General features: G+C 37.8%; 28 protein-coding genes. 17 read left to right on the top strand and 11 right to left on the bottom strand.

Going from position 1 to position 24,189, the window contains the following annotated elements; translation table 11 throughout:
* Window positions 1–109: 109 nt before the first annotated feature.
* Window positions 110–1,441 carry a tRNA lysidine(34) synthetase TilS gene (tilS, locus tag AC1DPQ_RS00625; RefSeq protein WP_477578277.1) on the bottom strand — a complete coding sequence of 444 codons (1,332 nt, stop codon included), beginning with the start codon at window positions 1,439–1,441 and terminating at the stop codon, window positions 110–112.
* A gap of 65 nt (window positions 1,442–1,506) precedes the next feature.
* On the opposite strand from tilS, the gene AC1DPQ_RS00620 reads away from it, so the two are divergent.
* Genes AC1DPQ_RS00620 through AC1DPQ_RS00610 form a run of 3 tightly spaced genes read left to right on the top strand, consistent with a single transcriptional unit; the run spans window position 1,507 to window position 4,485 of the window.
* Window positions 1,507–3,924 (top strand): OstA-like protein, encoded by a 2,418-nt coding sequence (locus tag AC1DPQ_RS00620; RefSeq protein WP_477578275.1) that lies wholly within the window; start codon window positions 1,507–1,509, stop codon window positions 3,922–3,924.
* Between the two features lie 37 nt (window positions 3,925–3,961).
* Window positions 3,962–4,183 (top strand): hypothetical protein, encoded by a 222-nt coding sequence (locus AC1DPQ_RS00615; RefSeq protein ID WP_477578273.1) that lies wholly within the window; start codon window positions 3,962–3,964, stop codon window positions 4,181–4,183.
* Window positions 4,183–4,485: a type II toxin-antitoxin system RelE/ParE family toxin gene (locus AC1DPQ_RS00610; protein ID WP_477578271.1), complete on the top strand. Its 303-nt coding sequence runs from the start codon at window positions 4,183–4,185 to the stop codon at window positions 4,483–4,485. Before AC1DPQ_RS00615 ends, AC1DPQ_RS00610 begins: the two co-directional genes overlap by 1 nt.
* Here the strand turns inward: AC1DPQ_RS00610 and AC1DPQ_RS00605 are convergent.
* Window positions 4,480–5,061 (bottom strand): non-canonical purine NTP diphosphatase, encoded by a 582-nt coding sequence (locus AC1DPQ_RS00605; RefSeq protein WP_477578269.1) that lies wholly within the window; start codon window positions 5,059–5,061, stop codon window positions 4,480–4,482. The two genes, AC1DPQ_RS00610 and AC1DPQ_RS00605, sit on opposite strands and share 6 nt — an antisense overlap.
* A gap of 71 nt (window positions 5,062–5,132) precedes the next feature.
* Window positions 5,133–5,786 (bottom strand): hypothetical protein, encoded by a 654-nt coding sequence (locus tag AC1DPQ_RS00600; RefSeq protein WP_477578267.1) that lies wholly within the window; start codon window positions 5,784–5,786, stop codon window positions 5,133–5,135.
* A 104-nt stretch (window positions 5,787–5,890) separates the two neighbouring features.
* On the opposite strand from AC1DPQ_RS00600, the gene AC1DPQ_RS00595 reads away from it, so the two are divergent.
* The 10 genes from AC1DPQ_RS00595 (at window position 5,891) to AC1DPQ_RS00550 (ending at window position 12,625) form a co-directional block, all read left to right on the top strand.
* A complete protein-coding gene (locus AC1DPQ_RS00595; RefSeq protein ID WP_477607485.1) occupies window positions 5,891–6,478 on the top strand; it encodes a hypothetical protein in 588 nt (195 codons plus the stop codon).
* Between the two features lie 54 nt (window positions 6,479–6,532).
* Complete coding sequence (locus AC1DPQ_RS00590; RefSeq protein WP_215125317.1) at window positions 6,533–7,891, top strand: peptidylprolyl isomerase; 1,359 nt, start codon at window positions 6,533–6,535, stop codon at window positions 7,889–7,891.
* 5 nt (window positions 7,892–7,896) lie between these two features.
* On the top strand, window positions 7,897–8,859 hold the full coding sequence (locus AC1DPQ_RS00585; RefSeq protein ID WP_029279992.1) for an AAA family ATPase: 963 nt from the start codon (window positions 7,897–7,899) through the stop codon (window positions 8,857–8,859).
* A 215-nt stretch (window positions 8,860–9,074) separates the two neighbouring features.
* A complete protein-coding gene (locus AC1DPQ_RS00580) occupies window positions 9,075–9,464 on the top strand; it encodes an RDD family protein (protein WP_477578262.1) in 390 nt (129 codons plus the stop codon).
* A 121-nt stretch (window positions 9,465–9,585) separates the two neighbouring features.
* Window positions 9,586–9,882 carry a hypothetical protein gene (locus tag AC1DPQ_RS00575; protein WP_477578260.1) on the top strand — a complete coding sequence of 99 codons (297 nt, stop codon included), beginning with the start codon at window positions 9,586–9,588 and terminating at the stop codon, window positions 9,880–9,882.
* 49 nt (window positions 9,883–9,931) lie between these two features.
* Complete coding sequence (locus AC1DPQ_RS00570) at window positions 9,932–10,417, top strand: DinB family protein (RefSeq protein WP_477578258.1); 486 nt, start codon at window positions 9,932–9,934, stop codon at window positions 10,415–10,417.
* Entirely contained in the window at window positions 10,410–11,015 is a 606-nt protein-coding gene (locus AC1DPQ_RS00565) for a class I SAM-dependent methyltransferase (protein ID WP_477578256.1), read from the top strand. Before AC1DPQ_RS00570 ends, AC1DPQ_RS00565 begins: the two co-directional genes overlap by 8 nt.
* Before the next feature lie 128 nt (window positions 11,016–11,143).
* Window positions 11,144–11,515 (top strand): hypothetical protein, encoded by a 372-nt coding sequence (locus tag AC1DPQ_RS00560; RefSeq protein WP_477607483.1) that lies wholly within the window; start codon window positions 11,144–11,146, stop codon window positions 11,513–11,515.
* Between the two features lie 260 nt (window positions 11,516–11,775).
* On the top strand, window positions 11,776–12,297 hold the full coding sequence (locus tag AC1DPQ_RS00555; RefSeq protein WP_029279989.1) for a hypothetical protein: 522 nt from the start codon (window positions 11,776–11,778) through the stop codon (window positions 12,295–12,297).
* Window positions 12,298–12,436: 139 nt separating this feature from the next.
* Window positions 12,437–12,625 carry a hypothetical protein gene (locus AC1DPQ_RS00550; protein WP_029280597.1) on the top strand — a complete coding sequence of 63 codons (189 nt, stop codon included), beginning with the start codon at window positions 12,437–12,439 and terminating at the stop codon, window positions 12,623–12,625.
* 227 nt (window positions 12,626–12,852) lie between these two features.
* On the opposite strand, the gene AC1DPQ_RS00545 is transcribed toward AC1DPQ_RS00550, so the two are convergent.
* From AC1DPQ_RS00545 to cysS, 6 genes are all read right to left on the bottom strand, one after another.
* The gene (locus AC1DPQ_RS00545) at window positions 12,853–13,737 is read right to left on the bottom strand and encodes a glycerophosphodiester phosphodiesterase family protein (protein WP_477585333.1); all 885 of its coding nucleotides are present in this window, start codon (window positions 13,735–13,737) and stop codon (window positions 12,853–12,855) included.
* 192 nt (window positions 13,738–13,929) lie between these two features.
* The gene (locus tag AC1DPQ_RS00540) at window positions 13,930–14,787 is read right to left on the bottom strand and encodes a nuclear transport factor 2 family protein (protein ID WP_215125308.1); all 858 of its coding nucleotides are present in this window, start codon (window positions 14,785–14,787) and stop codon (window positions 13,930–13,932) included.
* An 89-nt stretch (window positions 14,788–14,876) separates the two neighbouring features.
* Window positions 14,877–15,845, bottom strand: coding sequence for a M28 family peptidase (locus AC1DPQ_RS00535; protein WP_477581775.1), 969 nt, complete (start codon window positions 15,843–15,845; stop codon window positions 14,877–14,879).
* 141 nt (window positions 15,846–15,986) lie between these two features.
* On the bottom strand, window positions 15,987–16,376 hold the full coding sequence (locus AC1DPQ_RS00530; protein ID WP_477581773.1) for an endonuclease domain-containing protein: 390 nt from the start codon (window positions 16,374–16,376) through the stop codon (window positions 15,987–15,989).
* Window positions 16,377–16,591: 215 nt separating this feature from the next.
* Window positions 16,592–17,272 (bottom strand): aspartate/glutamate racemase family protein, encoded by a 681-nt coding sequence (locus AC1DPQ_RS00525; protein ID WP_477581771.1) that lies wholly within the window; start codon window positions 17,270–17,272, stop codon window positions 16,592–16,594.
* Between the two features lie 44 nt (window positions 17,273–17,316).
* Window positions 17,317–18,777 (bottom strand): cysteine--tRNA ligase, encoded by a 1,461-nt coding sequence (gene cysS / locus AC1DPQ_RS00520; RefSeq protein WP_477607481.1) that lies wholly within the window; start codon window positions 18,775–18,777, stop codon window positions 17,317–17,319.
* 450 nt (window positions 18,778–19,227) lie between these two features.
* On the opposite strand from cysS, the gene AC1DPQ_RS00515 reads away from it, so the two are divergent.
* The 4 genes from AC1DPQ_RS00515 (at window position 19,228) to AC1DPQ_RS00500 (ending at window position 22,272) form a co-directional block, all read left to right on the top strand.
* On the top strand, window positions 19,228–19,659 hold the full coding sequence (locus tag AC1DPQ_RS00515) for a GNAT family N-acetyltransferase (protein WP_477581767.1): 432 nt from the start codon (window positions 19,228–19,230) through the stop codon (window positions 19,657–19,659).
* A gap of 194 nt (window positions 19,660–19,853) precedes the next feature.
* Entirely contained in the window at window positions 19,854–20,747 is an 894-nt protein-coding gene (lipA, locus tag AC1DPQ_RS00510) for a lipoyl synthase (protein WP_029278501.1), read from the top strand.
* A 113-nt stretch (window positions 20,748–20,860) separates the two neighbouring features.
* Window positions 20,861–21,412 carry an RNA polymerase sigma factor gene (locus AC1DPQ_RS00505; protein WP_131027860.1) on the top strand — a complete coding sequence of 184 codons (552 nt, stop codon included), beginning with the start codon at window positions 20,861–20,863 and terminating at the stop codon, window positions 21,410–21,412.
* A gap of 2 nt (window positions 21,413–21,414) precedes the next feature.
* The gene (locus tag AC1DPQ_RS00500) at window positions 21,415–22,272 is read left to right on the top strand and encodes an anti-sigma factor (protein ID WP_477581765.1); all 858 of its coding nucleotides are present in this window, start codon (window positions 21,415–21,417) and stop codon (window positions 22,270–22,272) included.
* Between the two features lie 550 nt (window positions 22,273–22,822).
* Here the strand turns inward: AC1DPQ_RS00500 and AC1DPQ_RS00495 are convergent.
* Entirely contained in the window at window positions 22,823–23,524 is a 702-nt protein-coding gene (locus AC1DPQ_RS00495) for an AIM24 family protein (RefSeq protein ID WP_215125302.1), read from the bottom strand.
* A 134-nt stretch (window positions 23,525–23,658) separates the two neighbouring features.
* Window positions 23,659–24,189: NAD(P)H-hydrate dehydratase (locus AC1DPQ_RS00490; RefSeq protein ID WP_477607479.1), on the bottom strand; the 531-nt coding region annotated here is incomplete at its 5' end.

Raw genomic sequence — 24,189 nt, 5'->3', positions numbered from 1 at the left:
CATAAACATAGGCTGCAAAACAGAACGCAGCCATAATAAGCCTAATGAAAATACGGACATAATCACGGCCGATGTACTGTTTTTCGATATAGGCGTATTTGCTTTCCACTTATTTAATTTTGAGTTCGAATATAGCAACTTTTTTTGTTGCTGTAGTTAATTTATATCGGTTATCCTGCCGCATACCTGCAATCCAAACAATTTCACCATTGCCGTTAACCAAAATCGGCGTAACGCTTTTCAAATGTAGGGGAACTTTCTCGTCAATAAAATAATCGCTCACTTTTTTGGGATTACGCATACCCAATGGAATAAATTTATCTCCATTTTGCCAATTCCTCAACACCAAAGGGAAAATTAATTTATCAGCATTTACAAACGCTTTATTCGAGTTAATTTCGAATTTCACTTCATCTGTAAACCTCAACGATATTTCATCATTAGCAAAAGCAATGTTTTCTGTTGTTGGGTGGATAAACTGATTAGCAGTAACCGATGTGTTTTTTTCAACGATAACCAGATCACTTCTATTGATAATGGCCTGATGTGTGGCGCTAAAAAAATGTGTACCACTTAAAGCCTTTAAACTGTCTAAAATTTCCTGCACTACATTTTCGCCAAAATTAAAAGGCTTAAGTAACTCGTAAAGCAAGAGCTTTTGCGGGTTTAATTTCGAAACCTCCTCCAAAGGAATATAAATGCCATCATTCCTTTTATTTAGGATTTTATTTGCAAGTTTCTCAACCTGGATATTTAAAAAAGCTTCCAATTCAGCAAAGCGTGAGATATTTTCGGCAAATGTTTTTTCGAGATTAGGGTTAATCTCCTGCAGATGTGGTACTACCTGTAGTCTGATTTTATTCCGTGTATAATTTGTACTTGCGTTCGAGCTATCTTCTACAAAATCGATGTTATTTGTCCTTACAATTTCATCAATCTGCTGTCGGTTCAAAAAGAGCAAGGGTCTGATCAGTAAATCACGTTTAGGTAAAATGCCATGCAATCCACTTATGCCTGTGCCACGGGTAAGGTTAATGAGTACGGTTTCTACCGCATCGTTTTGGTGTTGGGCCAGGGCTATATAATCGTAACCTTCTTTACGCCTAATTTCTTCAAACCAGTTATAGCGCAGATCGCGTGCTGCCATCTGGGTAGAAATTTTATTTTCGGCTGCATATTTTTTGGTATCAAAATGCGTTATATAAAAAGGTAATCCTAAACTTTTGGCCAGTAGCGCAACAAAACTTTCATCACGTTGTGCCTCATCAGCCCGTAAATTAAAATTACAATGTGCCACACCAATATCAACGCCTATTGCTTTAAACAAATGCAACATTAATACCGAGTCTTTTCCTCCACTTACGGCCAAAAGGATCTTGTTAGCCCGAACAAACAGCTGGTGCTGTTCAATAAAATCCTGAAATTGTTTTACGGGTAACATCCACCAAAAATATTTAATTTTAACTGGTATTCCGAACGTTCGGAACAAAAAACTAACTTTGTAGTGTGCAAAAACTATTTGTCTTTTTATTTCTTTTAATCAGTCCAGTATTTTTATTCGGTCAGCGACCCGCTTCGAAGATTAAAATCGTATCGTTCACAAAAATAACAGGCGATCTTAAGAATAAGGTAAACTACCTACGAAACCCTGTTTTCCAACAAGATAATGCAACTTTAACCTGCGATAGTGCTGTATTTTATAGCGAGCGAAACTATTTCGAAGCTTTTAAAAATGTACATATCAACCAGCTTACCACTGATATTTATTCAGATCAATTGGAGTATGATGGGAATAAAAAACATGCGCATTTAACCGGAAATGTGGTGATGAAAGACCCAACATCCACTTTAACCACCAATATTTTAGACTACAATACCCTTAGCAAGATAGGCACTTATACCAGTGGAGGAAAAATTGTAAATCAAGAGGTAACAGTAACGAGTAAAAATGGCTATTATTTTAGTCAAAGAAACGTAGCCTACTTTAAATATGATGTGGTAGTAGTTACACCTCAATCGGTCATAAAATCGGATACGATGAGCTATAATACTCAGGATAAATGGACCTATTTTTATGGTCCTACAAATATCAAGGGAAAAGACGATAATCTTTACACCGAAAATGGCCAGTATAATACGATGACTGAGGATGCTTTTTTTGGAAAGAAAAACCTATACACGCAAGGCACCAGATCTTTAAAAGGTGATAGTTTGTATTATTTCGGAAAAAAAGGAATTGGTAAAGCAGTAAAAAACATTGTTTTTTCTGACACGAAAGATAAGATGAAGATGTTCGGTGATTTGGGCTATTATTATAAACTGGATCAAAGAACATTGGTTACCCGAAATGCATATCTTGGCATTGGCACGGAAGATTCTATAATGGTGAAGAATAAAAAAAGGCCAGATAGTTTATGGATGGGTGCCGATACTTTAGAAACGCAGATGGTGCTACAAAAAACCTTAAAGCTAATCCCTAAAATTTCGATTAAAGCCGACAACCAGGTTGGCGAAGATGATGAAGATACCGGTGAGAAAAAGGGAACCACAGAACCTAAGGAGAAGCCTGAAACACAAAGCACATTAAAAGACGACCGAAACAAACGCAACACCGCAAAAATAAGCAGGGCTGATAGGAAGAAAAAGAATAAGGGTGAGGCGGTGGCGGAAGATCCGCTTAACCTGAAGGATAAAAGCATTGATAGTGTAAAATCGAAAGTAGATTCGCTTGGCAAAGATCTGCCCAAGCTTAACATTGATAGTTTGCAGAAAAACAATCTTTTAAAGAACAAGGCTGATTCTATTATCAAAAATCTGCCTAAACTTAAAACAGATAGTCTGAAAAAGCTGACTGATAAAGCCAATTCGATAGTAAAGGATGTATCGAAAACAAAAGTCGATAGCCTGCAAAAGAAGACCGCCGATAAAGCTTCTCCTATTGTAAAGGATATTTCAAAAACAAAAATCGATAGCCTGCAAAAAAAGATAACAAAATTCGGCATTAAAGATAGTTTAACAAAAGCGCTAGGAAACTTAAAAACCGGCGCATTAAAGACTGATACAGCCAAATTTAACCCAGCTGATACCGTTCAAACGCGTATCATTAAGGCTTACCACGGCGTTAAGATTTTTAAAACGAATATACAGGCTAAAACCGACAGCCTTTTTTACACCAGTGCCGATTCTACGCTACGTTGCTACAGTAATCCGATTATCTGGTCAGAAGGTTCTCAACAGGTTGGCGATACCATCTTTGTTCAGTTCAAGAATAAAAAACTTAATAATTTACAGGCATTTAGAAATGCATTTTTAGTAAATACACCAAAAGATTCGCTAAGATTTAACCAAATAAAAGGAAGGTTAATGACTGGTTTCTTTACCAACGGAAAATTCAAGAACCTATATGTGGATGGCAATGCCGAAAGTATTTATTATACCCAGGATGACAGTACAAAGGTGTATAAAGAAATGAATCAAACCCTAAGCAGCAGGATAAAATTCATCTTCAAGGACAAGGAAAATGCAATTGAGGAAATTGTTTATATCAAGGGAATAGAAGGAGCTTTGAATCCGGAAAACACGATTGCAAAAGATCATGTTTTAAAAGGATTTTCGTGGAAACCTACCGAACGCCCAAAATCAAAAAAAGATGCCATTGGCTCGTCTGGAAAACCTAAACCCAAAGCAAAGGCAAAAGCAGTTGCTGGTAAAACTGTAGCCGGCGCTAAAACCACAGCCCCTACAAATAAATCAGCAACAGCAGCACCTGTGGTTAAGCCGAAAATCACATTGGGAAAAGACAGCTTAAATGTGGATAAGAAATTGCCACAAACCAAACCGGCAGACACCACCAATTTTGGCATTAAACCCATTTTACCCAAAAAGGACTCAGTACAGGTGAAAAAAGTGGTTGGTAAAATGTAGTTTTTGTTATTCACTGAATTAATGGTTAAATTTATTTATGGATTTACAATCAGAAAAACTAAATGTACTTCAACAGATCATTAATTCGAATGATGAAAGTTTAATTAGAGATATTAAATCACTAATTACCGCAAGGGACTTTGATTGGTTTGATGGATTAAATAGTAACCAGCAAAACGATATTATGGAAGGCATAAATCAACTTGATCGCGGCGAAAGTTTTAGCCATGAAGAGGCAAAAAAAAGATTTAGCGTGTAATGGATATTATTTGGTCTAAAAAGGCTGGCGAAACTTTCCAAAAAAATATTGATTATCTAAAAGAAAATTGGACAGAAGTAGAAGTAAAAAAATTTATAACAAGGGTTTTTAGTTATCTCGAAACACTATCTGAAGAACCATTAATCTCAAGAAAAACTTATAAAACAAAGAATACACATATAGGCATGATCATACCGCACATATCAGTTGTGTACCGAATTAAACCAAAAACCAACACTTTAGAGATTGTGACCTTTATAGATAATCGACAAAGTAGCAAAAAGAAAAAAAGATTTTTATAGCTCAGTCCTTTTCAAAAACGCCAACATCTTTTTTAGTGCAATAGCCCTGTGACTGATTTTATTCTTCTCTGTCATGTCCATTTCGGCAAAAGTGATATCATAACCATCCGGCTGAAAAATGGGATCGTAACCGAACCCCTTCGAACCTGATAATTCTGTTCTGATGGTTCCTTCTATTATGCCTTCAAAAATATGGTTTTTACCATCCTGCATTAAAGAAATCACTGTTTTAAACCTTGCTTTTCTGTTGGAGTTGCCCTCAAGTTTAGCTAAAACCAATTGAATATTTTCTAAACTATCCCTGCTTCCAGAATATCGGGCAGAGTAAACTCCTGGTTCGTTATTCAAAGCATCTACCTCTAAACCGCTATCGTCGGCAAAACAATCTAAATTAAAATGTTCAACTACATAGCTGCTTTTTAAAGTAGCATTTCCTTCAAAGGTATCTGCAGTTTCAGGAATATCAACTAAACAACCAATATCTTCCAGATTCAGCACCTCATATTTACCTTCAAGTGCAGCCCGTATTTCTTCGGTTTTATGTTGATTATTGGTCGCAAATACAAGTTTTTTCATTTTAAGGAAGGTAAAAGGTGTAGGGTGTAGGGTGTAGGGTTTGAAAGATTAACTGTTTCTTTGTTACCTGCTTATTTAATTTTTTGAAGATGCCCCCAAAGTGTTTTCTTCGCAGTTAAATCGCTATCCAGATGATGGAGGTTTGGGGCAAATATAATCCTGGTGGTTTCGTGAACGATGATTTCATTCTGCCAGGTAAGGTTCAGTCTCAAGTCGGCAATCTCTACTCCAAAAGACAACATAATGGCAGGTTTAAAAAACCTATGCAGTTCTGCATAGTCAGTTCCGCTATAATTTGCATAATTTAAAATGGCAAAATCAGGTGTGCCCAAATCTACTGCCTTCACAATTTTCCGCAGCAGTTCCCTGCCCTGCTCGGTGCTTACATCATTCTGATTATCGTTTACCAAAATCAGAACCGATTTTTTATTTCCACCTAAAAATTTAAACGTTTTTTCTGGCGCTGGTTCGGCCACAATATGCGGAATTTCAGGACCTTGCGTATAAACTTTAGGTACATTTGTAGGATTAATTCCAGGAATTTGTGTTGTTTCTTGTTTTAAAACAGGTTCTTTTGCTTCCACAACGGAAACATTTTCGACAGCAAAAACTGGCTCTGGATTACGTAAAGGCAGAATTTCTACGCTTTCATCCTTTACCAAGAAAACCTCTTCAGTAAAAAATAAACGTAAAGCATTCGCATTGTTGGTAACCTGGTTTTCCATTCGTATTTTTGTTGGATAATAATTTCTGTTAAAATTAGTTAAATATCTTATAATAGCGTCGCTAATTGTTACTTTTATCCCTTAAAATTTATAGAGTGCTCTGTGTGAGGAAAGCTTACTGCTTATTTGTTTTTAGCTTTATTTATAGCATTTCGTTTGCACAAAACGTGGCTGTGGTAAACGGTAAATCAATAAGTACCAAAGAATTTATGTGGGCATACAAAAAAAGCCATAACGGAAACGTTAGTGCAGCATACGATACTTTACAAGCATATTTAAACTTGTATATAAATTTTAAGCTTAAAGTTTTAGATGCCCGGGAGATGGGATTGGACAAAAACGCCAGCTACCAGGAAGAAATCAAAACTTATGAAGACGCATTAACCACCCATAAAAAAGTTGGGGTCAGCAATAAAGACCGCGATTTTTTATTGAATGAATACCGCGAAGGTGTTTTAATGTTCAATGTTTCGGAACAAAAAATATGGAACAAAGCACAGGAAGACGAGCAGGCGATAAATGAATTTTACACAAAAAACCAACAAAATTACAATAAACCTTTAAGCGAAGTTAGAGGAGAGGTAATTGCCGATTACCAACTAAGTTTAGAAGAAAAATGGCTAAAAAGCCTTAAACAAAAATATCAGATCAAAATTAACGAAAACGAGTTAAAAAAGCTTGCCAAGTTATAGCCAACCTGATTTTTTTGGCCATAAGTATTAAATTTGCAAAATATAACAAATAGAATGAAGAAAGTTTTTTTAGTAGCAACCGCTTTAATTTGCCTGTTTTTAAACAGTTTCGCTCAAAAGCATACTGTAGATAAAGTTGCTGCTGTTGTAGGAAATAATATTATCCTGCTATCAGATTTAAACCAACAATACACACAATATCTTTATCAGGGTAACCAGCCTAACAACGAGATTAAATGTAAACTCTTACAACAAACCTTAACGCAAAAGCTGCTTAAACAACAGGCCGAAATCGATTCGGTAATGGTTGAAGATGGTGCAGTTGATGATGAGGTGAACAAACGTATGCGTTATAGCATGCAGCGTGCAGGTGGTCAGGAGCGTTTAGAGCAATTTTTAAATAAATCTGTTCTGCAGTATAAAGATGAGATCAGACCATCGGTAAAAGATGAGTTGATTGCACAAAAAATGCAACAAAAAATCACTGAGAACATTAACGTTACACCAATGGAGGTTGAAAAATACTTCAAAACTTTGGGCGATAGTGTTCCTCAATTTAATACAGAGGTAGAAGTTGGTGAAGTGATTTTAAACCCGCAGTTAACCCGAGCAGAAAAACAAAAATTCCGCGATAAAATTGAAGCCCTTCGTTTAAGGGTTAAAAGTGGCGAAGATATGGGTGTGTTAGCTAAAACCTATTCTGAAGATCCAGGTTCTGCCGCCGATGGTGGTGACTATGGTTTTATCGACAGGAATACCATGGTTAAAGAATTTACTGCCTGGGCATTTAAACTGAAAGCTGGAGAAATTTCACCAGTGTTCGAAACAGATTATGGTTTCCACTTTTTACAGGTTTTAGAGCGCAGAGGCGAACAAGTACACGTTAGACATATTTTAATTATGCCTAAAACTACACCAGAAAGTTTAACCCGTTTAAAATTGCATGCAGATAGCATTTACAACAACATTATCGGTAAAAAATTAAGTTTCGCCGCTGCTGCAAACCTTTATTCAGATAATAAAGAGAGTAAATATAATGGTGGTATGATGCTCAATGCCGAAAATGTTCAGGCAAGAAGTACTTTTATCCCGGTTGATAAATTAGATCCGTCGGTGTTCTTGGTAATCGATAGCATGAAAATCGGTGGTATTTCTAAACCAGATTTATTTACAGCAGCTGATGGAAAACAAGGGTACCGCATTTTATATTTAAAATCTAAAATTCCACCGCACAAAGCAAACTTAGCTCAAGATTTCCCAAAAATCAGAGATGCCGCACAAAGTGATAAAATTAATCGTACTTTAAGCGAATGGTTTGAAAAACGTCGCGAAAGCACTTACATTAAAATCGACGATGAATTTAACACCTGTGATGAATTAAAAATTTGGACTAAAACCACAGCCGCAAAATAATACCAATGCAGTATAAGAACGAAGTAGAAGCTGTTGATGCACTTCATCAATCTTTCAACAACATTAAAGCCGAAATAAGCAAAGTAGTAGTTGGACAAGATGACATCATAAAATCTGTTTTAATCGCCATTTTTAGTAACGGACACTGTCTGTTGGTTGGCGTACCAGGATTGGCAAAAACGTTACTTGTACAAACGGTGGCTTCTGTTTTAGACCTCGATTTTAACCGCATCCAGTTTACACCCGATTTAATGCCAAGTGATATTATTGGCGCAGAGATTTTAGGAGAAGACAGGCACTTTAAATTTATAAAAGGGCCTGTTTTTTCTAATATTATCCTCGCTGATGAGATTAACCGTACACCACCAAAAACCCAGGCTGCTTTATTAGAAGCCATGCAGGAGAAATCGGTTACCGCAGCTGGGCAAACCCATATTTTACCAAAACCGTTTTTCGTTCTGGCCACACAAAACCCTATTGAGCAGGAAGGAACTTACCCCCTACCCGAAGCTCAGTTAGATCGTTTCATGTTCAATATTCAATTAAATTACCCTGCCTTTGCAGATGAATTGAACATTGTAAAAAACACGACCAGCAATAAAACCGTTCAACTGCAGAAAATTATCCATGCAGATGATATTCAATATTTCCAGAAACTGATCCGCGATATTCCTATTACCGATAATGTTTTGGAATATGCCGTAAAACTGGCTGCTAAAACCCGTCCTAATAGCGAGTTTGCTACCGATGCCGTTAATAAATACATCAGTTGGGGTGCTGGTCCGCGTGCCTCGCAGTTTTTAGTGTTGGGTGCAAAATGCCACGCCGCCGTAACGGGGAAATACTCGCCAGACATTGAAGATGTTAAAGCAGTTGCTGAGCCTATTTTACGCCACCGCATTGTGCGTAACTACCGCGCAGAAGCTGAAGGCTTATCAATCGAGAAAATCATTAAAGATTTATTGTAGTAGCATTAAGCTAGTCGGGATTTGCAATCCCGCCTTGATGAGCCAGAATTTTTAACTTCTATTAGTAGATTACAAATCCACAATACAGCAGGTCGAGATTGCAAATCTCGACCAACGGAATTTTTAATCCTTACATTGTGGATTGCAAATCCAGACTAACGAAAAATATTATTATTTTTAAACTTAATATTCTACAATAAATTATCACGCTCAAAATGGAAGAAAAATACCCAAGTCTGGTAGAAAGATTACAATCTACATTTATCGACACCATAATTATCATCATTCTTATGGTGTGTTTTTCAAATGTATTAGACGGCTTTAACAATGTACCAGAATGGGTACGGATCTTATTATTTGCATTTTTATTTGTGATTTATGAACCACTTTTCATGACATTTGGCTGCACCATCGGTAATTACATTAAAGGAATAAGAGTAAGGAAAAATGAGGATATTCACCAAAAAATCAATATCGGCCAATCTATAATCAGATACCCTATAAAGTTTGCTTTAGGCTGGATCTCCTTTCTAACGATTAACTCAAATCTACGCAGAAGAGCTATTCACGATCTGGCTTCAGGTAGCGTAATGATAAAACTTTAATTTTCCTCATTTTAGCTTCCGCTAATCGTGGTTTACAATCCCAACTAGCGAAAATTGGTTACCTTTTATAAAATATGGTATTAAAGTTTGTAAGTTCCGTTCAAATACGGATGTATCAAACATGATCCTCGATTTTATCAAAAGACGTTATATTGCGCTTATTTCATTATTACCTTATTTTGCTCTTTGGGGTCTTTGCTTTAACTTTTTCCATTTGGTTGCAGAGAACCCAAAAAGCAGTTGTGGTGCTGCCAATGGTGGAATGCTAGTTATGATGTCGTTTGCCATGGCATCTACGACTGTAATATTCCTTGTCTTTAGTCTTATCAGTAAAGGACAGAAACGCAGAGATTTTATAACAATACTTTTCATCACGTATTTACCTTTATTGATTGCTGTTATAGACCTAGCAACCTAAAAGTACAGGCCAATATAAATCCAGCACAAACAATTATATTTGTTTTAAGATGGATGCGAATAAACTTACCGGTGCTATAGCCGCACTAATGGATGAATATAAAAAGGCGATTAACGAACTGATTGCAGTAATCGAACCAATTAGCCCACATCAACTGATTAAAACCATTGAGCCAGAAAGTTCAAATTCAGATTGCATTTCCATTCAAACTATCTTAACGCATGTAACTGCTTCGATGTTTAGTTATGCGGTGTATATTGAAAATTCTATTGGATTGAAAACAGTCAGGCCGGAACGATTGCAGTTTGACCATATCACACCTTATATCTCAAGGATACGGGAAGCGCTTAAATATAACGAGGACTTTTTCACCAGAAATCCCGACATCACCATGGAAGAGTTCGATCAATCCAAAAAGATAAATACAGGGTGGGGACAGCAATATGATGTAGAACAAATGTTAGAACATGCCATCGTTCATATTTTAAGGCATAGGCGGCAGATTAAAAATGCTTTAATTCAATTTAATGCTTAAAACTAAAAAATTGAGTGCTCAAACCAATTTCTATAACCGGTTTTCATTTTTATATCCACTGGTCGATGTTTTTCTTAAACCTCAAAAGGAAAAGTTTTTCGATGAGATTAATCAATTGCCCTGTGGAAACCTACTCGAAATCGGTGTTGGTAATGGCTCTCATTTTCCACTTTATAAAAACCACAAAATTACCGGGATAGAAATTTCTTCTTCGATGTTAAATGTGGCTGAAAAAAATGCAACAAATGATATCGAATTATTTCAAATGAATGGCGAGCAGCTCGAGTTTGCAGAGAATAGTTTCGATTATGTGGTATTATCGCATGTAATTGCCGTTGCAGATCAACCTGAAAAATTACTGATGCAATGCCACAATGTTTTAAAACCAGGAGGAAAACTCTTAATTCTAAACCACTTTACGCCAAATAATTCCTTAAAATACCTAGATCGGCTATTTAATTTTTGTTCTGGATGGTTCCATTTAAAATCTTTATTTTACATAGAGAATATTAAAGCGATTAATCAGTTTAAACTTGAAAAAGAAATCGCTTTAAAACCATTCTCCTATTTTAAAATTCTAATTTTCACCAAACCTTGAAAAAGCACTATTGGTATATTTTCTTTGCCTTGATAATCAGCCTGTTCATATATGTATTTTACAGGACTGATAAAACCTTGGTAAACCAGATTATCATTCAATTGATCTCTTTCAAAACCTACCAAAGCTTGAAACAGACCATCACAGCAAGCTTGCCATTAAACGAGTACCTGGTCTATTCACTTCCTGAGGGTTTATGGGTTTTCTGCATCACCTTAACCTCAAAAGAATTTTATTTTGATCTTTTCAAAAAACGCATCAATTGTGTTTTCATTCCACTTTTATTCGTTATAGCACTCGAATTATTTCAATTATTCCATATCACCAATGGCCGTTTCGACTTTTTCGATATTGGCATCTCCTTGTTTTTTTGGTTTATAGCGGCTAAAATTATCGATACGCAGCAACGTTTAAAAAATCTGTTCCATTCGTTAAATTATAATAGTGCATTTTGTTTACTTAGTTATTGCATTATTTATCTCGCACACGTAATCCATTAGAAAATTTTATTTTAAAATTTGCAATTCACTGAAAATAAATATCTTTGCATCAAAATTTACAGAAATGCTACTTCAACTACATATCCAACAATTAAGCTTTAGCCCGTCTTGTGGCATAAAGGGCTTGGGTATTGACTTAAATTTCCTTCCCAACCCTTAACGCGGTTTTAAGTTTCAACAAACAAAACCCACATTTAAAAATCAATTTATTACGCATTTGCTAAGCATTTAACCGCTTATCAAAATTAATTATATCCGTTATGGACATTTATACCACTGTAGAAGAAAAGTATCTACAGGCCATTGAAGAACTGCACTGGGGCGAATTACCTAAGGCACTTCAGTATTTTAATGAAATTATTGTTTTCGATCCTGATTATGCAAGAGCTTATTTTCAGTTGGGCGATATTTATCAGAATCATTTTAAAGATTATAAAACTGCAGGTTATTATTACAAACGTTGCATTGAGCTAGATGCCGATTTCCCAGAGGTTTATAAACCCTATCTGGAACTTGTTATTACGCTTAAAATGCACAAATTGGTGAAACAGGTTGCAGAAAAGGCTTTACTTGTACCTGGTGTTTGTGAAGCACACATTTACGAATGTTTGGGCCTACATGCCGAACAACAGCAAAATTTTGCAGAGGCGGCAAATTATTTCAAAAAAGCAGAACTGTTTAATGCTGTTCAGGATGAGCAAAGCACTTTACAGGAGCACCAAAACCGTATTAAAAGCAAAATGAACAGCACAAAAGCAATGATTTACGATTTACAAGGATAAAAGGCATTGCCTTTTATCCTTTTTTACTGGCCGATTAATCTTATAATACAATTCACCGAATTGCCCTTGTTATTTTAATTTTGTTACTATCTTTACCGCACAATTACAAAGCATAAATCTTTAAATCAAAATATTCGATATGTCAGCTCACGATTCACACGCACCGGTTCAGCAAACAAAAGGCATTTGGGCTTTACCATTAACGGCATGGATTCTGGTTTTATTATTGGTTGTTTATTTCACCAGACCAATCTTTAACCACGAAGAAGCACCTGCTCATCATGAAAAAACTGAAGCAGCACACGAAAAACCAGAAGCACACCACTAGGATTTTCCAGTTATAAAAGCATAAAAAAAAGCGTTTGGATTTAAAATCTGAACGCTTTTTTTATGCCCGTCTATTTTCTTGCTATTTAAGTTACATCTACTGTTTGGTGTCACACCAAACAGCTTGTCCCTATGTTCATTTCGGTCGGTGAGACACCAACCGATAGGTTAAAGCATAAAAAAGCGTACCCATTACATTAGGATGCTTTTTTATGCCGCTGATATTAATTATTTGAGCTGGCCCATAATGTTTGGAAAATCGGTAATGATGCCGTCTACCCCAAGGCTCATAAAATAATTCACTTCCTTTACCGTATTCACCGTCCAAGGGATAATTTTAATACCCATTTCGTGGCAGCGGTCTACCAAACCCTTACCGACCAAAACCGAGTAAGGGCTATAAATAGTCGGTTTAAAACCTAATTTCTCAATATAATCTTCAAAAGGTTCCTTTTCATCAATCAATAATGAGGTTTGTATTTTTGGATATTTCTCGTGCAGGTATTGCAACGTACGCATATCAAATGATTCGATAATGACTCTTTTGGCGAGTTTTTTCGAATTAATTACATCCATAATGAGTTCTACAAATTCTGCAGGTTCCGGATGAAATTCGTTATCGCCCTTTTTAATCGTTTTCGTTTCGATGCTATATACAGGTTTGGCGAGCTTGTGTGCTTTAACATAAGCCTCAACCGCGTCTATTGTTTCAGAAAGCAGCGGTTTGTAAGCTTTAAACTTCATCTGCCCAGGAAAGCGGTTATGGACTTTGCTGCCTACATCAAACTTTTTAATTTCCTCATAATCCATCTTGTAGATGTTATAATTCTTTTGGTCTTTCAGCGTAATCGGCTTTCCGTTGGGCAGCAAAGAAATCTCGTTATTGAAATAGGGTTCTTGCGAAAGCACCACTTGTTTATCTTTCGAAATCACGGCATCCATTTCTAAGGTAGTAACGCCTAAATCGATCGCTTTTAACATTCCCTCAATGGTATTTTCGGGCATGATACCGCGTGCACCGGCTTTTCCCTGTACATCGAATTTCTTCTTTTGGGCAGAAACGTTTAAGAAAAGTAAAATGAGCGTGGAGAGTAAAAGTAATTTTTTATGCATGAATTTTAAACGTAAAATGGATAGTTTTATTTGTGCGTTGACAACTTTAATAACCAACTTGAAAAGGAAAGTTGTCAAAGTTCTACCGCAGTATAAGCATTGAGCCAACCTAACTGCAGGTAAAGACAAAATTATAGAAATAAAAAAAGGGCTTCTTTTTATGGAGAGCCCTCTTTAATTCACATTTGTTATTTATCTTTCTGCTGGTACAAAGGCCTGTACAATTAAGTTCCAGCTTGCATCAGCTCCCTTTTCATAAACGAAAACATAATTAAAACTTTCGCGTAAATCGGCCTTGTAATCAATAGTAGCCACACCATAGGTATAAGCCAAATCGCTACCGATTGCTTTATCTACACCTGTTGTTTTTAAGTTAATTTTGCTGATCATTCCGTTATAGAATGCAATAATTTTTCCTTTTCCGTCAATGGCTTCGTTACCTGGGAAAAGCAAACGTGCATCGCTGGTTAAAAAACCTCCAAATGCCGCAATTCCATGCGTTTTTAACAAAGTATTTAAAGTTTTCTCGGTGGTTAAGATAATTTCTTTCCCAGCCTTAATTTCTTTTTCGTTTAAGAACTTTGGTGCAACATGATCTTTAGGTTCAATAAACTGTGGCGTAACCTTGGCCAAAGGTTTATTGCTTTCCGTTCCTAAATCAATAGCCAATTTCCATCTGCCATTTTCTGGTTTCCAGATCGATAAGTATTGACCGTATTTTTTCTCTGAAGTACCAACTTCATATGGCCCTGTAGTAAAACCTAAATCGCCACTGCGTGATACTTTCGCCAGGTTTGGAGTCCAGGTCACATCGTTTTCAGCATTCGCTTTACCCGCATAAAAAGTTTTGGCATTAACCGGATTTGGTCTGAACACTAAAGTGCTCGTTGATGAATAGTCTATAAAAGCTTCTTTATCTCCATTTTTGGCAATCGACTTAGCAAAATCCTTCTCAGCATTTACTAGAGATTTGGTTGTTCCGTCGCTTTTTTGGGCAAAAGCACCTAGGGCTAAAAGCGAAGCTATTGCAGTTGAAAATAATTGTTTCATTATTAATTAAGATAATATTGTTTGGCGAATATAAAATTTTCTTTAATGTATGGCCTTAAAAGTAATTAACAATTACACATTAAGGCTACTTATTTTTCTCTATAAATGGTTTCTAAAACAGTTTGCCCGGCGGCCTTCAATGTATTTTTATCAATATTAGCCAAGTTATCCAATTGCGTGTGCCAATTGATATAAAAACCACTATTATCGTTGTAATGGATAATATCGATAGAAGGAACACCTGCTTTGTTCATCCAAAAATGATCATCAACCAATTTTCCGCTCGGAATTTTCGTAAAGTAAGAAGCATTACCAATTTCCCAAACCTTGTTTACTACGTTTGGAGCAGCCTGACGGGAGATTTCATCCTGCGTAAACTGCGCGCTACCGCCGCCAACCATATCAAGATTAATGCCGTACAAAGCTTTATATCCTGCCGCGATTGCTTTTTTAGCCCAGTATTGAGAGCCTAAACACCATGTAGTTTCATCGGGTGTTTCATCATTGGCCTTGCCATAATCTTCTAAATCCCACAATACAAAATCGACTCCAACATCTGGCTGTTTCTTCTGAATCTGACGTGCCATTTCCAAAATCACCGCCACCCCACTCGCACCATCATTTGCCGCATCGAAAGGTTTCGCATGATTTGCAGGGTCGGTATCCTGATCAGAAAACGGCCGGGCATCCCAGTGTGCCGTAATTAAAACCCTCTTTTTTTGATCTGGATTAAACGCGGCAACAATATTTTTCAACTGAAAGTTTTTGCCATCATAAGTTTGTGTTTTCTCCCCCTGAACAGTTACATCGGCGCCGAACGATTTGAGTTTAGCCACTAAATAATCGGCGCATTTTTGGTGCGCTGCTGTTCCAGGAATCCGTGGCCCAAAATCTACCTGAGCCTTGGTATAGGCATAAGCACTATCGGCATTAAAATCTGGAGAAACTAAAGGCAGTGCCTTTTCTCCATTTTCATCAGCATTTTGGTTTGTTTTATTCCTACAAGCCTGAAATGCAATTAAAGCGAATAAAGGCAGTAATAAAAGTTTTTTATTCATTGTTTAATGTAACGGAAAATTGTTTGAAGTAGTGTAATTATCTCTCATCCCCCCTTCAAAGGGGGACGAATTAAATGCTAGAGAATAGTCCATTCCCCCTTTGAAGGGGGCGGGGGGATGATCTTGCAAAAATCTTTCATTTCAAAGGATCCGGGGATGATCTTGCTCCCATTCTACAATATATTGCTGAATTGTCCTATCTACATTCTCGATATCGTTCATTACCTCATCATCGCTAAACCTCAGAACATGAAAACCCAATACTTTTAAAATATCTTCGCGTGCTTTGTCTTTTTCAAATTGTCCCTCCCACTCATGACTAAGGCCATCAACCTCGATAACCAACTTTAAATCCTTTGAGAAAAAATCCGCAATATAATTCGCGATCGGTCGCTGTCTTAAGAAAGAATATCCCAGCATTTTTTTATTCCTCAACAATTCACACCACATTCTTATCTCTGCTTTGGTACTATCATTTCGATGTCCTCTCGCAAAAGTTTTTAATTTAGAATTATAGTGATTGTTATCCATGATATCTTAAACCTTTTCTTAGCAGTAAAAAGTCGAAAAATGAATATAGCAAACAATTTGCTGTTTTATTCATCTTTAAAATTAAATGTGATCTTCCTCATCCCCCTGCCCCCTTCAAAGGGGGACGGATTTCTTGATGAGCCTAAAAACCTATGAGGTTTGTTTTCCTGCCCTTAACTCATCGCCCTTTGAACGCGCAATAAATGAATGAATAGTTACGAAAGCATATAATCCACAATGGCCTCGCAATGGATTTTAGTAGTATCAAAAACGGGAATATCAAAATCATCCTGACTAATCAACATTGGAATTTCGGTACATCCCAGAATTACCCCCTCAGCTCCTTCCTTGATCAGATCATTAATTATCTGGATATACTGTGCCCTGGTTTCTTCCAATATCACACCTCTACCTAATTCTTCTTTAAGGGTAAACTGTATATAATCGCGGGTTTCTTTCTTTGAAGGCATTAAAACACGTAATCCATGGTCTTCGAACTTTTTTACATAAAAGTCCTTTTCCATGGTAAATACGGTCCCCAGGAGTCCTATATTTTTAATTCCAGTAACATTTATGGCTTTAGCAGTTTCGGTACCGATATGGATAATTGGCAAAGCTATTTTTTCTTGTAGCTGATCGGCAAAAAGATGTGCAGTATTGGCGCAGAGTACAATTGCTTCTGCCCCACTTCGTTTTAAGCTTTCGCAAGCATTGAGCAAAAGATCAAACGATCCTTCCCAGGTTTTATCCTGAACATCGCCAAAATTAAGGGAATAAATTAAACATTCAGCGAAATTTAACCCACCCAAACGCTCATTTACACCCTCATTTATAAAACGGTAGTAATCTATAGTAGATACCCAGCTAATGCCGCCTACTAAACCAATTTTTCTCATTGTTAAAATCGACTTGTGACTTTGGAATGTAGACTCAGGACTAACTACGCTTTACTCCAAGTCGTTCCCTCTTTGCCGTCTTTAAGCTGGATTCCCAGCTCTTGCAAGCCAATACGGATACGATCGGAAGTGGCGTAATCTTTATTCGCTTTTGCTTCAGTCCTTAAGTTAATCACCATATCCAGAACGCCATTTAAGTCGTTACCTCCGGCATCTTCATCTTTCAGTCCTAATATATCGAATACGAAATCGTTAACCAATTGCTTCAACTTTTCTAATGCTTCTGCAGAGATTTTGCCCTTACCATCGTAAACGGTATTGATAATCCTTACCGCTTCAAACAGTTCGGCAATTAAAATCGGGCTGTTAAAATCGTCATTCATCGCATGGATGCATTTCTCTTTCAATGCATCGATATCGAAATCGTTCTGTTCAGAAACCGTTAACTTATCTAACAAACCAATAGCAGCCATTAAGCGGCGGAATCCTTTTTCCGAAGCATCTAAAGCTTCATTCGAGAAATCCAATGTACTGCGGTAGTGTGCCTGCAACATGAAAAACTTAACCGTCATCGGGCTAAAGCCTTTTTTCAATAAAGCGTGATCACCCGTAAATAACTCTAAAGGAAGAAAACCATTGCCGGCCGATTTAGACATCCGCGTACCGTTTACGGTAAGCATATTGGTATGCATCCAATAGCGGGCAGGCTGTTTATGGCTGCAAGCCTCAGATTGTGCAATTTCGTTGGTATGGTGTGTTGCCGCCAAATCCATTCCACCACCATGAATATCAAATTCGGCGCCCAAATATTTAGCACTCATGGCCGAACATTCGATATGCCAGCCCGGAAAACCCATGCCCCATGGCGATTGCCATTGCATCAGGGTTTCTGGTTTCGCTTTTATCCAAAGCGCAAAGTCTAACCTTCCACGTTTCTCATCCTGTCCACCCAGTTCGCGGGTATTGTTCAGCATGTCTTCAAGATTGCGGTTGGTTAAAATGGTATAATTATATTCCTTGCTATATTTTTCTACATCAAAGTACACATTGCCATCAATCTCATAACCGTAACCGTTAGCTATAATTACTTTAATCATTTCGATCTGCTCAATAATGTGCCCTGTAGCGGTAGGTTCGATACTTGGCGGCAACGTGTTGAACATGCGCATTACATCATGGAAACCTAAAGTGTACTTCTGTACAATTTCCATTGGCTCAAGCTGCTCTAATTTTGCACGTTTTGCAAACTTATCGTCGCCCTCATCCCTATCGCCCTCTAAGTGACCTGCGTCTGTAATATTACGCACATAACGCACCTTATAACCAGCATATTTAAGGTACCTGAAAATTAAATCGAAAGATATAAACGTGCGGCAATTGCCCAAGTGCACATCACTATAAACAGTAGGACCGCAAACATACATTCCAACATTGGGTGCATTTAAGGGTAGAAAAAGTTCTTTTTTGCGCGAAAGCGTATTATAAAGCTGTAAGCCAGTATTCATATTGCAAATGTAATATTAAGTTAGAAAGTTAAAACGTTAAAAGTTGCAATGTTTCGCTTATGATTTTTAACTAACATTTATAAACAGGTTCCGTGCAGTATCCGCGCTGTCAGATGTTACCATCTGACAGTAAAAAAAATTATTTATAGTGTTTATTTTTCTCAAACACTAGAAAAGGTGCATTACTGCTCATCGGGTACAGCAGTCCCTCTTTCCGCTGTAGCTTCGCCGAAGGGGCTCAGGCTGCCGCTTCAATAGGGTTTAGCTTGGCTATTTCTGTGCTTTTGGCTTGAAAAACCGTCGCTAACTTGCGAAGTCCGTCAGCGTCTGCCCTTGTGAGACTTCGCAAGTTGGCCTGGCATGTGGTGTGCTGTCAGATGTTATCATCTGACGGTAAAAACAAAATTTAATCTTTAATTTTAGCTTCATCTATCAAAACATCAGTAAAAAATGGTTCAGATCAGAGAAATTTCGGAAAAAGATGCCGAAAGCGTAGCCACACTTTCTACACAACTGGGTTACGAAAGTGACATCAAGCAAACATCAGCCAGAATTAAACGCATAAATAACAGTAACGAAAACTGCGCATTTGTTGCTTTAGTTGATGGCGAAGTAGTAGGCTGGATTCACGGTTTTTATACCTTAAGGATAGAATCTGAACCATTTATCGAAATTGGAGGCTTAATTGTCGATGAAAATTACCGAAACCTAAAAATCGGGAAGCAGTTGATCGAAAATGTAAACATTTGGGCGAAAAAGCATCAAGTAAAAAAACTAAAAGTAAGGTGTAACATCAAACGCACCGAAAGCCACAAATTTTACGAGCGGCTTGGCTTTAAGGAAAATAAACAACAGATCACGTTCGAAATGAATGTGATTTAATTACTTCTGTGGTGTCAGATAGAAATATCTGACACCACAAGCAGGTCCTTGCTAAACTTGCGAAGTCTAGCTCCGCCCCTGCCCGGCCAGACTTCGCAAGTTAGCCAACCCGCAATTAACAATCACCCCAATTATTACAACCTTCAAACATTTCTGCATTGTAACATTTCAATCCTATTCATTAACTTTGTACCATGATTGATTTACCGGTAGTACCTGCTGTAACTGAAGTAAAACGTAAACCAGATTGGTTACGTGTAAAATTACCCGTTGGTAAAGAATATGCACAAGTTCGCAGTTTAGTAGATACGCACAAGCTCCATACCATCTGCGAAAGCGGAAATTGTCCTAATATGGGCGAATGTTGGGGTGCAGGCACGGCAACATTCATGATTTTGGGTAACATCTGTACCCGTAGCTGTTCTTTCTGTGCTGTAGCCACGGGCCGCCCTTTAGCAGTTGATGTTGACGAGCCTAACCGCATTGCCGATTCGGTAAGATTAATGGGCGTTAAACATTGTGTAATTACTTCGGTAGATCGCGATGATTTAAAAGATGGCGGCTCAATCATCTGGGCAGAAACCTTACAGGCTATCCGCAGAGAAAGTCCAATTACTACTTTAGAAACCTTAATCCCCGATTTTAAAGGCCAGTGGGATAATTTATACCGCGTATTGGAAGAAAGACCAGAAGTAGTTTCGCACAATATGGAAACGGTTAAGCGTTTAACCAAACAAGTGCGGATCCAGGCTAAATACGACAGAAGTTTAGAGGCTTTAAAAAGAATTTCTGAATTTGGTTTAAGAACAAAAACAGGTATTATGCTCGGTTTAGGCGAAACCGAAGAAGATATTTTCGAAGCCATGGACGATTTAGTTGCAAATGGTGTGCATATCTTAACCTTAGGGCAATACTTACAACCTACACGTAATCACCACCCTGTTGTAGACTGGATCCATCCGGATACTTTCGCGATGTATAAAGAAGCTGGTTTAGCAAAAGGTTTAAAGTATGTAGAAAGCGGCCCGCTGGTACGTTCATCTTATCATGCAGAAAAACACCTTTTTCCAATTGAGGGGATTGCTTAATTTACTGGCAACGCAGGGTTAACAACGCTTTAAAAGTTGCACTCCTTCCTGGAGTGCCTTTCTAAAACATTTTTTTGCTTTTACTGTTCTGTATTGTATCTTAGTAACCAATAGTGACTGCATTAAAAAAATTAACCCTAACTGAGCCTGAACTTGTTCAAGCACTGCAATCGAAAGATCCCGCGGTTCTGAAAACACTGTACAGCATGTATTCGTCAGCGCTTTATGGCGTTATTTCGCGCATTATCACCCATACAGAGCTTGCTGAAGATGTACTACAAGAAACTTTTGTAAAAATCTGGCAGTCTGCTGCACACTATGACAATACCAAAGGACGTYTGTTTACGTGGATGATGAACATTGCCCGCAATTTATCGATTGACAAACTACGTTCTAAAGACTTTAAGAATTCACTCAAAAACCAAGATATAGAAAATAACGTAAGTTTCGTTGATGAACAAAACAAGGTAACGTTTAATCCTGATATTCTTGGAGTTAAACAACTTGTAGAGAACCTTAAACCGGATTTACAAGCAGTTCTTGATTTAGTTTATTACAAGGGTTTCACCCATGTGGAAGCCGCAGAAAAGTTAGATTTGCCATTAGGTACGGTGAAAACCCGGATCCGGTTGGCTATTATTGAATTGAGAAGGAATTTTAATTGAGCGTGGAAAATTTAAAAGCATATATCGAATCTGGAGTACTTGAGCTGTACGTTTTAGGTGATTTATCACCCGAAGAAGCGTTGCAGGTTGAGGAAATGGCATCTCAACACCCTGAGGTAAGAGATGAAATAGCTGCTATTGAGCAAGCTATGGAGCAATATGCTATGCAAAATGCTGTAGAACCATCTGCAGATGTAGAAACAAGATTATTCGAAAAGTTGGGGTTAAGTGAAGCTGAAGAGCATGTGAATATTCAACCCGAACCAATTTATACTGAAGAACCAAGAATTATACGTTTAGATGGAAGTGATGCCAAAGTAAGAACTTTACGTTACGCCTTAGTTGCTTGTATAGCTTTATTGGTAGTAAGTACCGCGGCATTGTTTATTACCTATAACAAGCTAAATGCCGCACACGACCAAATTGCGAGTTTGAACCTGGATAAACAAAAATTTGCTGGCGTAGTAAGCAAGTTAGAATTTGAAAACCAGGGTTTAGATAATATGGCTGCAATGGCCGACAGCAAAGAATGGGCAACCATCAGAATGGCTGGTCAGGCTTTTAGCCCGAGCTCGAAAATGAAAGTTTACTGGAACAAAAAAGATAAAAGTGTGCTGATCAACTATGTAGCTATGGATTTACCAAAAACCGATGCAGCACATCAATATCAGTTATGGGCTTTGGTAAACGGCAAACCGGTAAGTTTAGGCGTATTCGGCAAAACGGATTCGACTAATAACGAGGCATTGGTAAAAATGCAGACCATTCAGGAAGCACAGGCTTTTGCTGTAACTATAGAGCCTATGGGTGGAAGTGTAAATCCAACAATGGATAAATTAACCGTAATGGGCGGTGTTTAAACAGAAAATATTAAATCAAAATATTAAATCCCGGCATTTATCAATGTCGGGATTTTTGTTTTTTATACCTTCTGAATCGTCACCCTGAATTTATTTCAGGGTCTTAACTGCAATAAAGATGCTGAAATAAATTCAGCATGACGCCCTTCGCATTTACTGGTGCCTTGGTTTGTTTCCCAGCAAACCAAACATAACATTAAGATTTCGCTGCGTACTTCACCTCTTCGTAAGGCTGTACCAATCCCCTCTTGCAAATAAGAGGATAGCCTATTAAGTCATAGTTTTTGCACCCTGCAGCCCTAAATAGGATGAATGGCCGCGCCGCCTAAACCTGACAGCAGCGAACATCCCGACGTAAAGTCGGGATAAAGCGAATGGCAGGACTACCTAACCCCAAATGCTTCTGTATGTGCTTTCCAAAAAAGTGGATAAATATTCTGCTGAAAGAAGCGCAATACCTGATTAACACATGCAGAGAGACCTTGTCATAAAGATCTCTCCTCCAAAGGAGTTCCTTTGGAACGCTGCGGTCGAGATGACGATTCGACCATTAAGATTTCGCCGCGTATTTCACCTCTTCATAAGGCTGTACCAAAACCCATCCCTCGCCAAAAAATTCTAATTGGAAAGATTCGCCACTTCCTCTTCCGATAAAAGACCCGAAAGTTAAATTGGTTTTAATGTTTGGTGTTAAGTTTTCAGACCAGGCTACTGTAGCATTAGGATCAGTGTACACAGGCTGATTGCCGGTAACCCTTAATAAAATAGGTTCGCCATGTGTGGTAATGGCAATATAGCCACTGCCCGATAATTTAACCTGAAATAAACCACCGCTCATCATCCCTGCAATGCTTTTTAGCATTTTTATTTCGTTTTTAATATTGTCTTCTAAAGCCAATACATCATTACCGTTTACAAAAACCGCTTCGTTTTGGAGTTTGATGATCTTTACTTTCTTGCCCTCATCCGCCAAATATAGTTTACCTGTTCCAGTGGCGTGCATCAGCGAAGTACCTTCGCCAGATATGGCTTTCTTTAACAAACCACCCAAACCTTTGCTCAATAGTCCTTCTCTTTTAAAATCGATATTTCCAATGTAAGCAACCATCGAACCTGCTTTTGCCAATATTTTTTGATTTTTTAGGTTTACCTCYAGCATCGCAGGTTTCTCTAATTCGAAAAAATCGTTTTCATTTGGATTCTCTGCCGATTCCTGAATTAATTCATTCAGCGTGTACTCTTTTTGTGCCATAATAATTTGTTTTCCGTTTTTAAGATATCTGTTATTTTAAATATTCCCTTAAACTATAAATTATAAACTAGAAGTATAGTAGATTAATGCCGATTTTTCTCCACAATTGTGGCTAACTGCACACAACAAACAAACTAATTGGATATGAGCACTTTAATTTCTTTAGACACCCTGGCCGCAACCTGAGAGGCGGTAACCACAAAGTGTTCGTGCGCTAAAGCATCGCCTGCTTTTCCATGAATATAACAAGCTAAAATAGCGGCATCTGTTGCGGTATATTTCTGTGCTACAAAGCCTGCAATAATGCCCGTAAGAATATCGCCCATTCCCCCTTGCGCCATTGCCGCATTGCCCGTAGGATTGATGAGTACCTTACCTGTAGGCAGGCAGATAAAAGTATACTGGTTTTTAAGCACGATAACGATCTTCCGTTGTCTGGCCTGTTCTATAGCCTTTTGCACCCTGTCCCACCAATTATCATGTTCACCGAATAACCGATCGAACTCTTTCATGTGTGGGGTAAGAATGGTATTTGCGGCAAGTTTATCCATTAGATCGGGCCTTTCGCCCAGAATATTTAAAGCATCGGCATCAATAATCATTGCTTGGTTGGCCATGACCAAGCTTTCGAGCAGTTTTTCATTCTCAGCCTCTGTACCTAAACC

The sequence above is a fragment of the Pedobacter sp. 01T416_2 genome (assembly GCF_056398925.1).
The sequence above is the reverse complement of the archived record's forward strand: the minus strand, read 5'-3'. Positions and strand labels throughout refer to the sequence as shown.

What these genes read in the sequence shown, in the direction of transcription:
- tilS (WP_477578277.1), bottom strand. Translation starts at nt 1,441, where the DNA reads ATGTTACCCGTAAAACAATTTCAGGATTTTATTGAACAGCACCAGCTG.
- AC1DPQ_RS00615 (WP_477578273.1), top strand. Translation starts at nt 3,962, where the DNA reads ATGGATTTACAATCAGAAAAACTAAATGTACTTCAACAGATCATTAAT.
- AC1DPQ_RS00610 (WP_477578271.1), top strand. Translation starts at nt 4,183, where the DNA reads ATGGATATTATTTGGTCTAAAAAGGCTGGCGAAACTTTCCAAAAAAAT.
- AC1DPQ_RS00605 (WP_477578269.1), bottom strand. Translation starts at nt 5,061, where the DNA reads ATGAAAAAACTTGTATTTGCGACCAATAATCAACATAAAACCGAAGAA.
- AC1DPQ_RS00600 (WP_477578267.1), bottom strand. Translation starts at nt 5,786, where the DNA reads ATGGAAAACCAGGTTACCAACAATGCGAATGCTTTACGTTTATTTTTT.
- AC1DPQ_RS00590 (WP_215125317.1), top strand. Translation starts at nt 6,533, where the DNA reads ATGAAGAAAGTTTTTTTAGTAGCAACCGCTTTAATTTGCCTGTTTTTA.
- AC1DPQ_RS00585 (WP_029279992.1), top strand. Translation starts at nt 7,897, where the DNA reads ATGCAGTATAAGAACGAAGTAGAAGCTGTTGATGCACTTCATCAATCT.
- AC1DPQ_RS00580 (WP_477578262.1), top strand. Translation starts at nt 9,075, where the DNA reads ATGGAAGAAAAATACCCAAGTCTGGTAGAAAGATTACAATCTACATTT.
- AC1DPQ_RS00575 (WP_477578260.1), top strand. Translation starts at nt 9,586, where the DNA reads ATGATCCTCGATTTTATCAAAAGACGTTATATTGCGCTTATTTCATTA.
- AC1DPQ_RS00570 (WP_477578258.1), top strand. Translation starts at nt 9,932, where the DNA reads ATGGATGCGAATAAACTTACCGGTGCTATAGCCGCACTAATGGATGAA.
- AC1DPQ_RS00565 (WP_477578256.1), top strand. Translation starts at nt 10,410, where the DNA reads ATGCTTAAAACTAAAAAATTGAGTGCTCAAACCAATTTCTATAACCGG.
- AC1DPQ_RS00555 (WP_029279989.1), top strand. Translation starts at nt 11,776, where the DNA reads ATGGACATTTATACCACTGTAGAAGAAAAGTATCTACAGGCCATTGAA.
- AC1DPQ_RS00550 (WP_029280597.1), top strand. Translation starts at nt 12,437, where the DNA reads ATGTCAGCTCACGATTCACACGCACCGGTTCAGCAAACAAAAGGCATT.
- AC1DPQ_RS00545 (WP_477585333.1), bottom strand. Translation starts at nt 13,737, where the DNA reads ATGCATAAAAAATTACTTTTACTCTCCACGCTCATTTTACTTTTCTTA.
- AC1DPQ_RS00540 (WP_215125308.1), bottom strand. Translation starts at nt 14,787, where the DNA reads ATGAAACAATTATTTTCAACTGCAATAGCTTCGCTTTTAGCCCTAGGT.
- AC1DPQ_RS00535 (WP_477581775.1), bottom strand. Translation starts at nt 15,845, where the DNA reads ATGAATAAAAAACTTTTATTACTGCCTTTATTCGCTTTAATTGCATTT.
- AC1DPQ_RS00530 (WP_477581773.1), bottom strand. Translation starts at nt 16,376, where the DNA reads ATGGATAACAATCACTATAATTCTAAATTAAAAACTTTTGCGAGAGGA.
- AC1DPQ_RS00525 (WP_477581771.1), bottom strand. Translation starts at nt 17,272, where the DNA reads ATGAGAAAAATTGGTTTAGTAGGCGGCATTAGCTGGGTATCTACTATA.
- cysS (WP_477607481.1), bottom strand. Translation starts at nt 18,777, where the DNA reads ATGAATACTGGCTTACAGCTTTATAATACGCTTTCGCGCAAAAAAGAA.
- AC1DPQ_RS00515 (WP_477581767.1), top strand. Translation starts at nt 19,228, where the DNA reads ATGGTTCAGATCAGAGAAATTTCGGAAAAAGATGCCGAAAGCGTAGCC.
- lipA (WP_029278501.1), top strand. Translation starts at nt 19,854, where the DNA reads ATGATTGATTTACCGGTAGTACCTGCTGTAACTGAAGTAAAACGTAAA.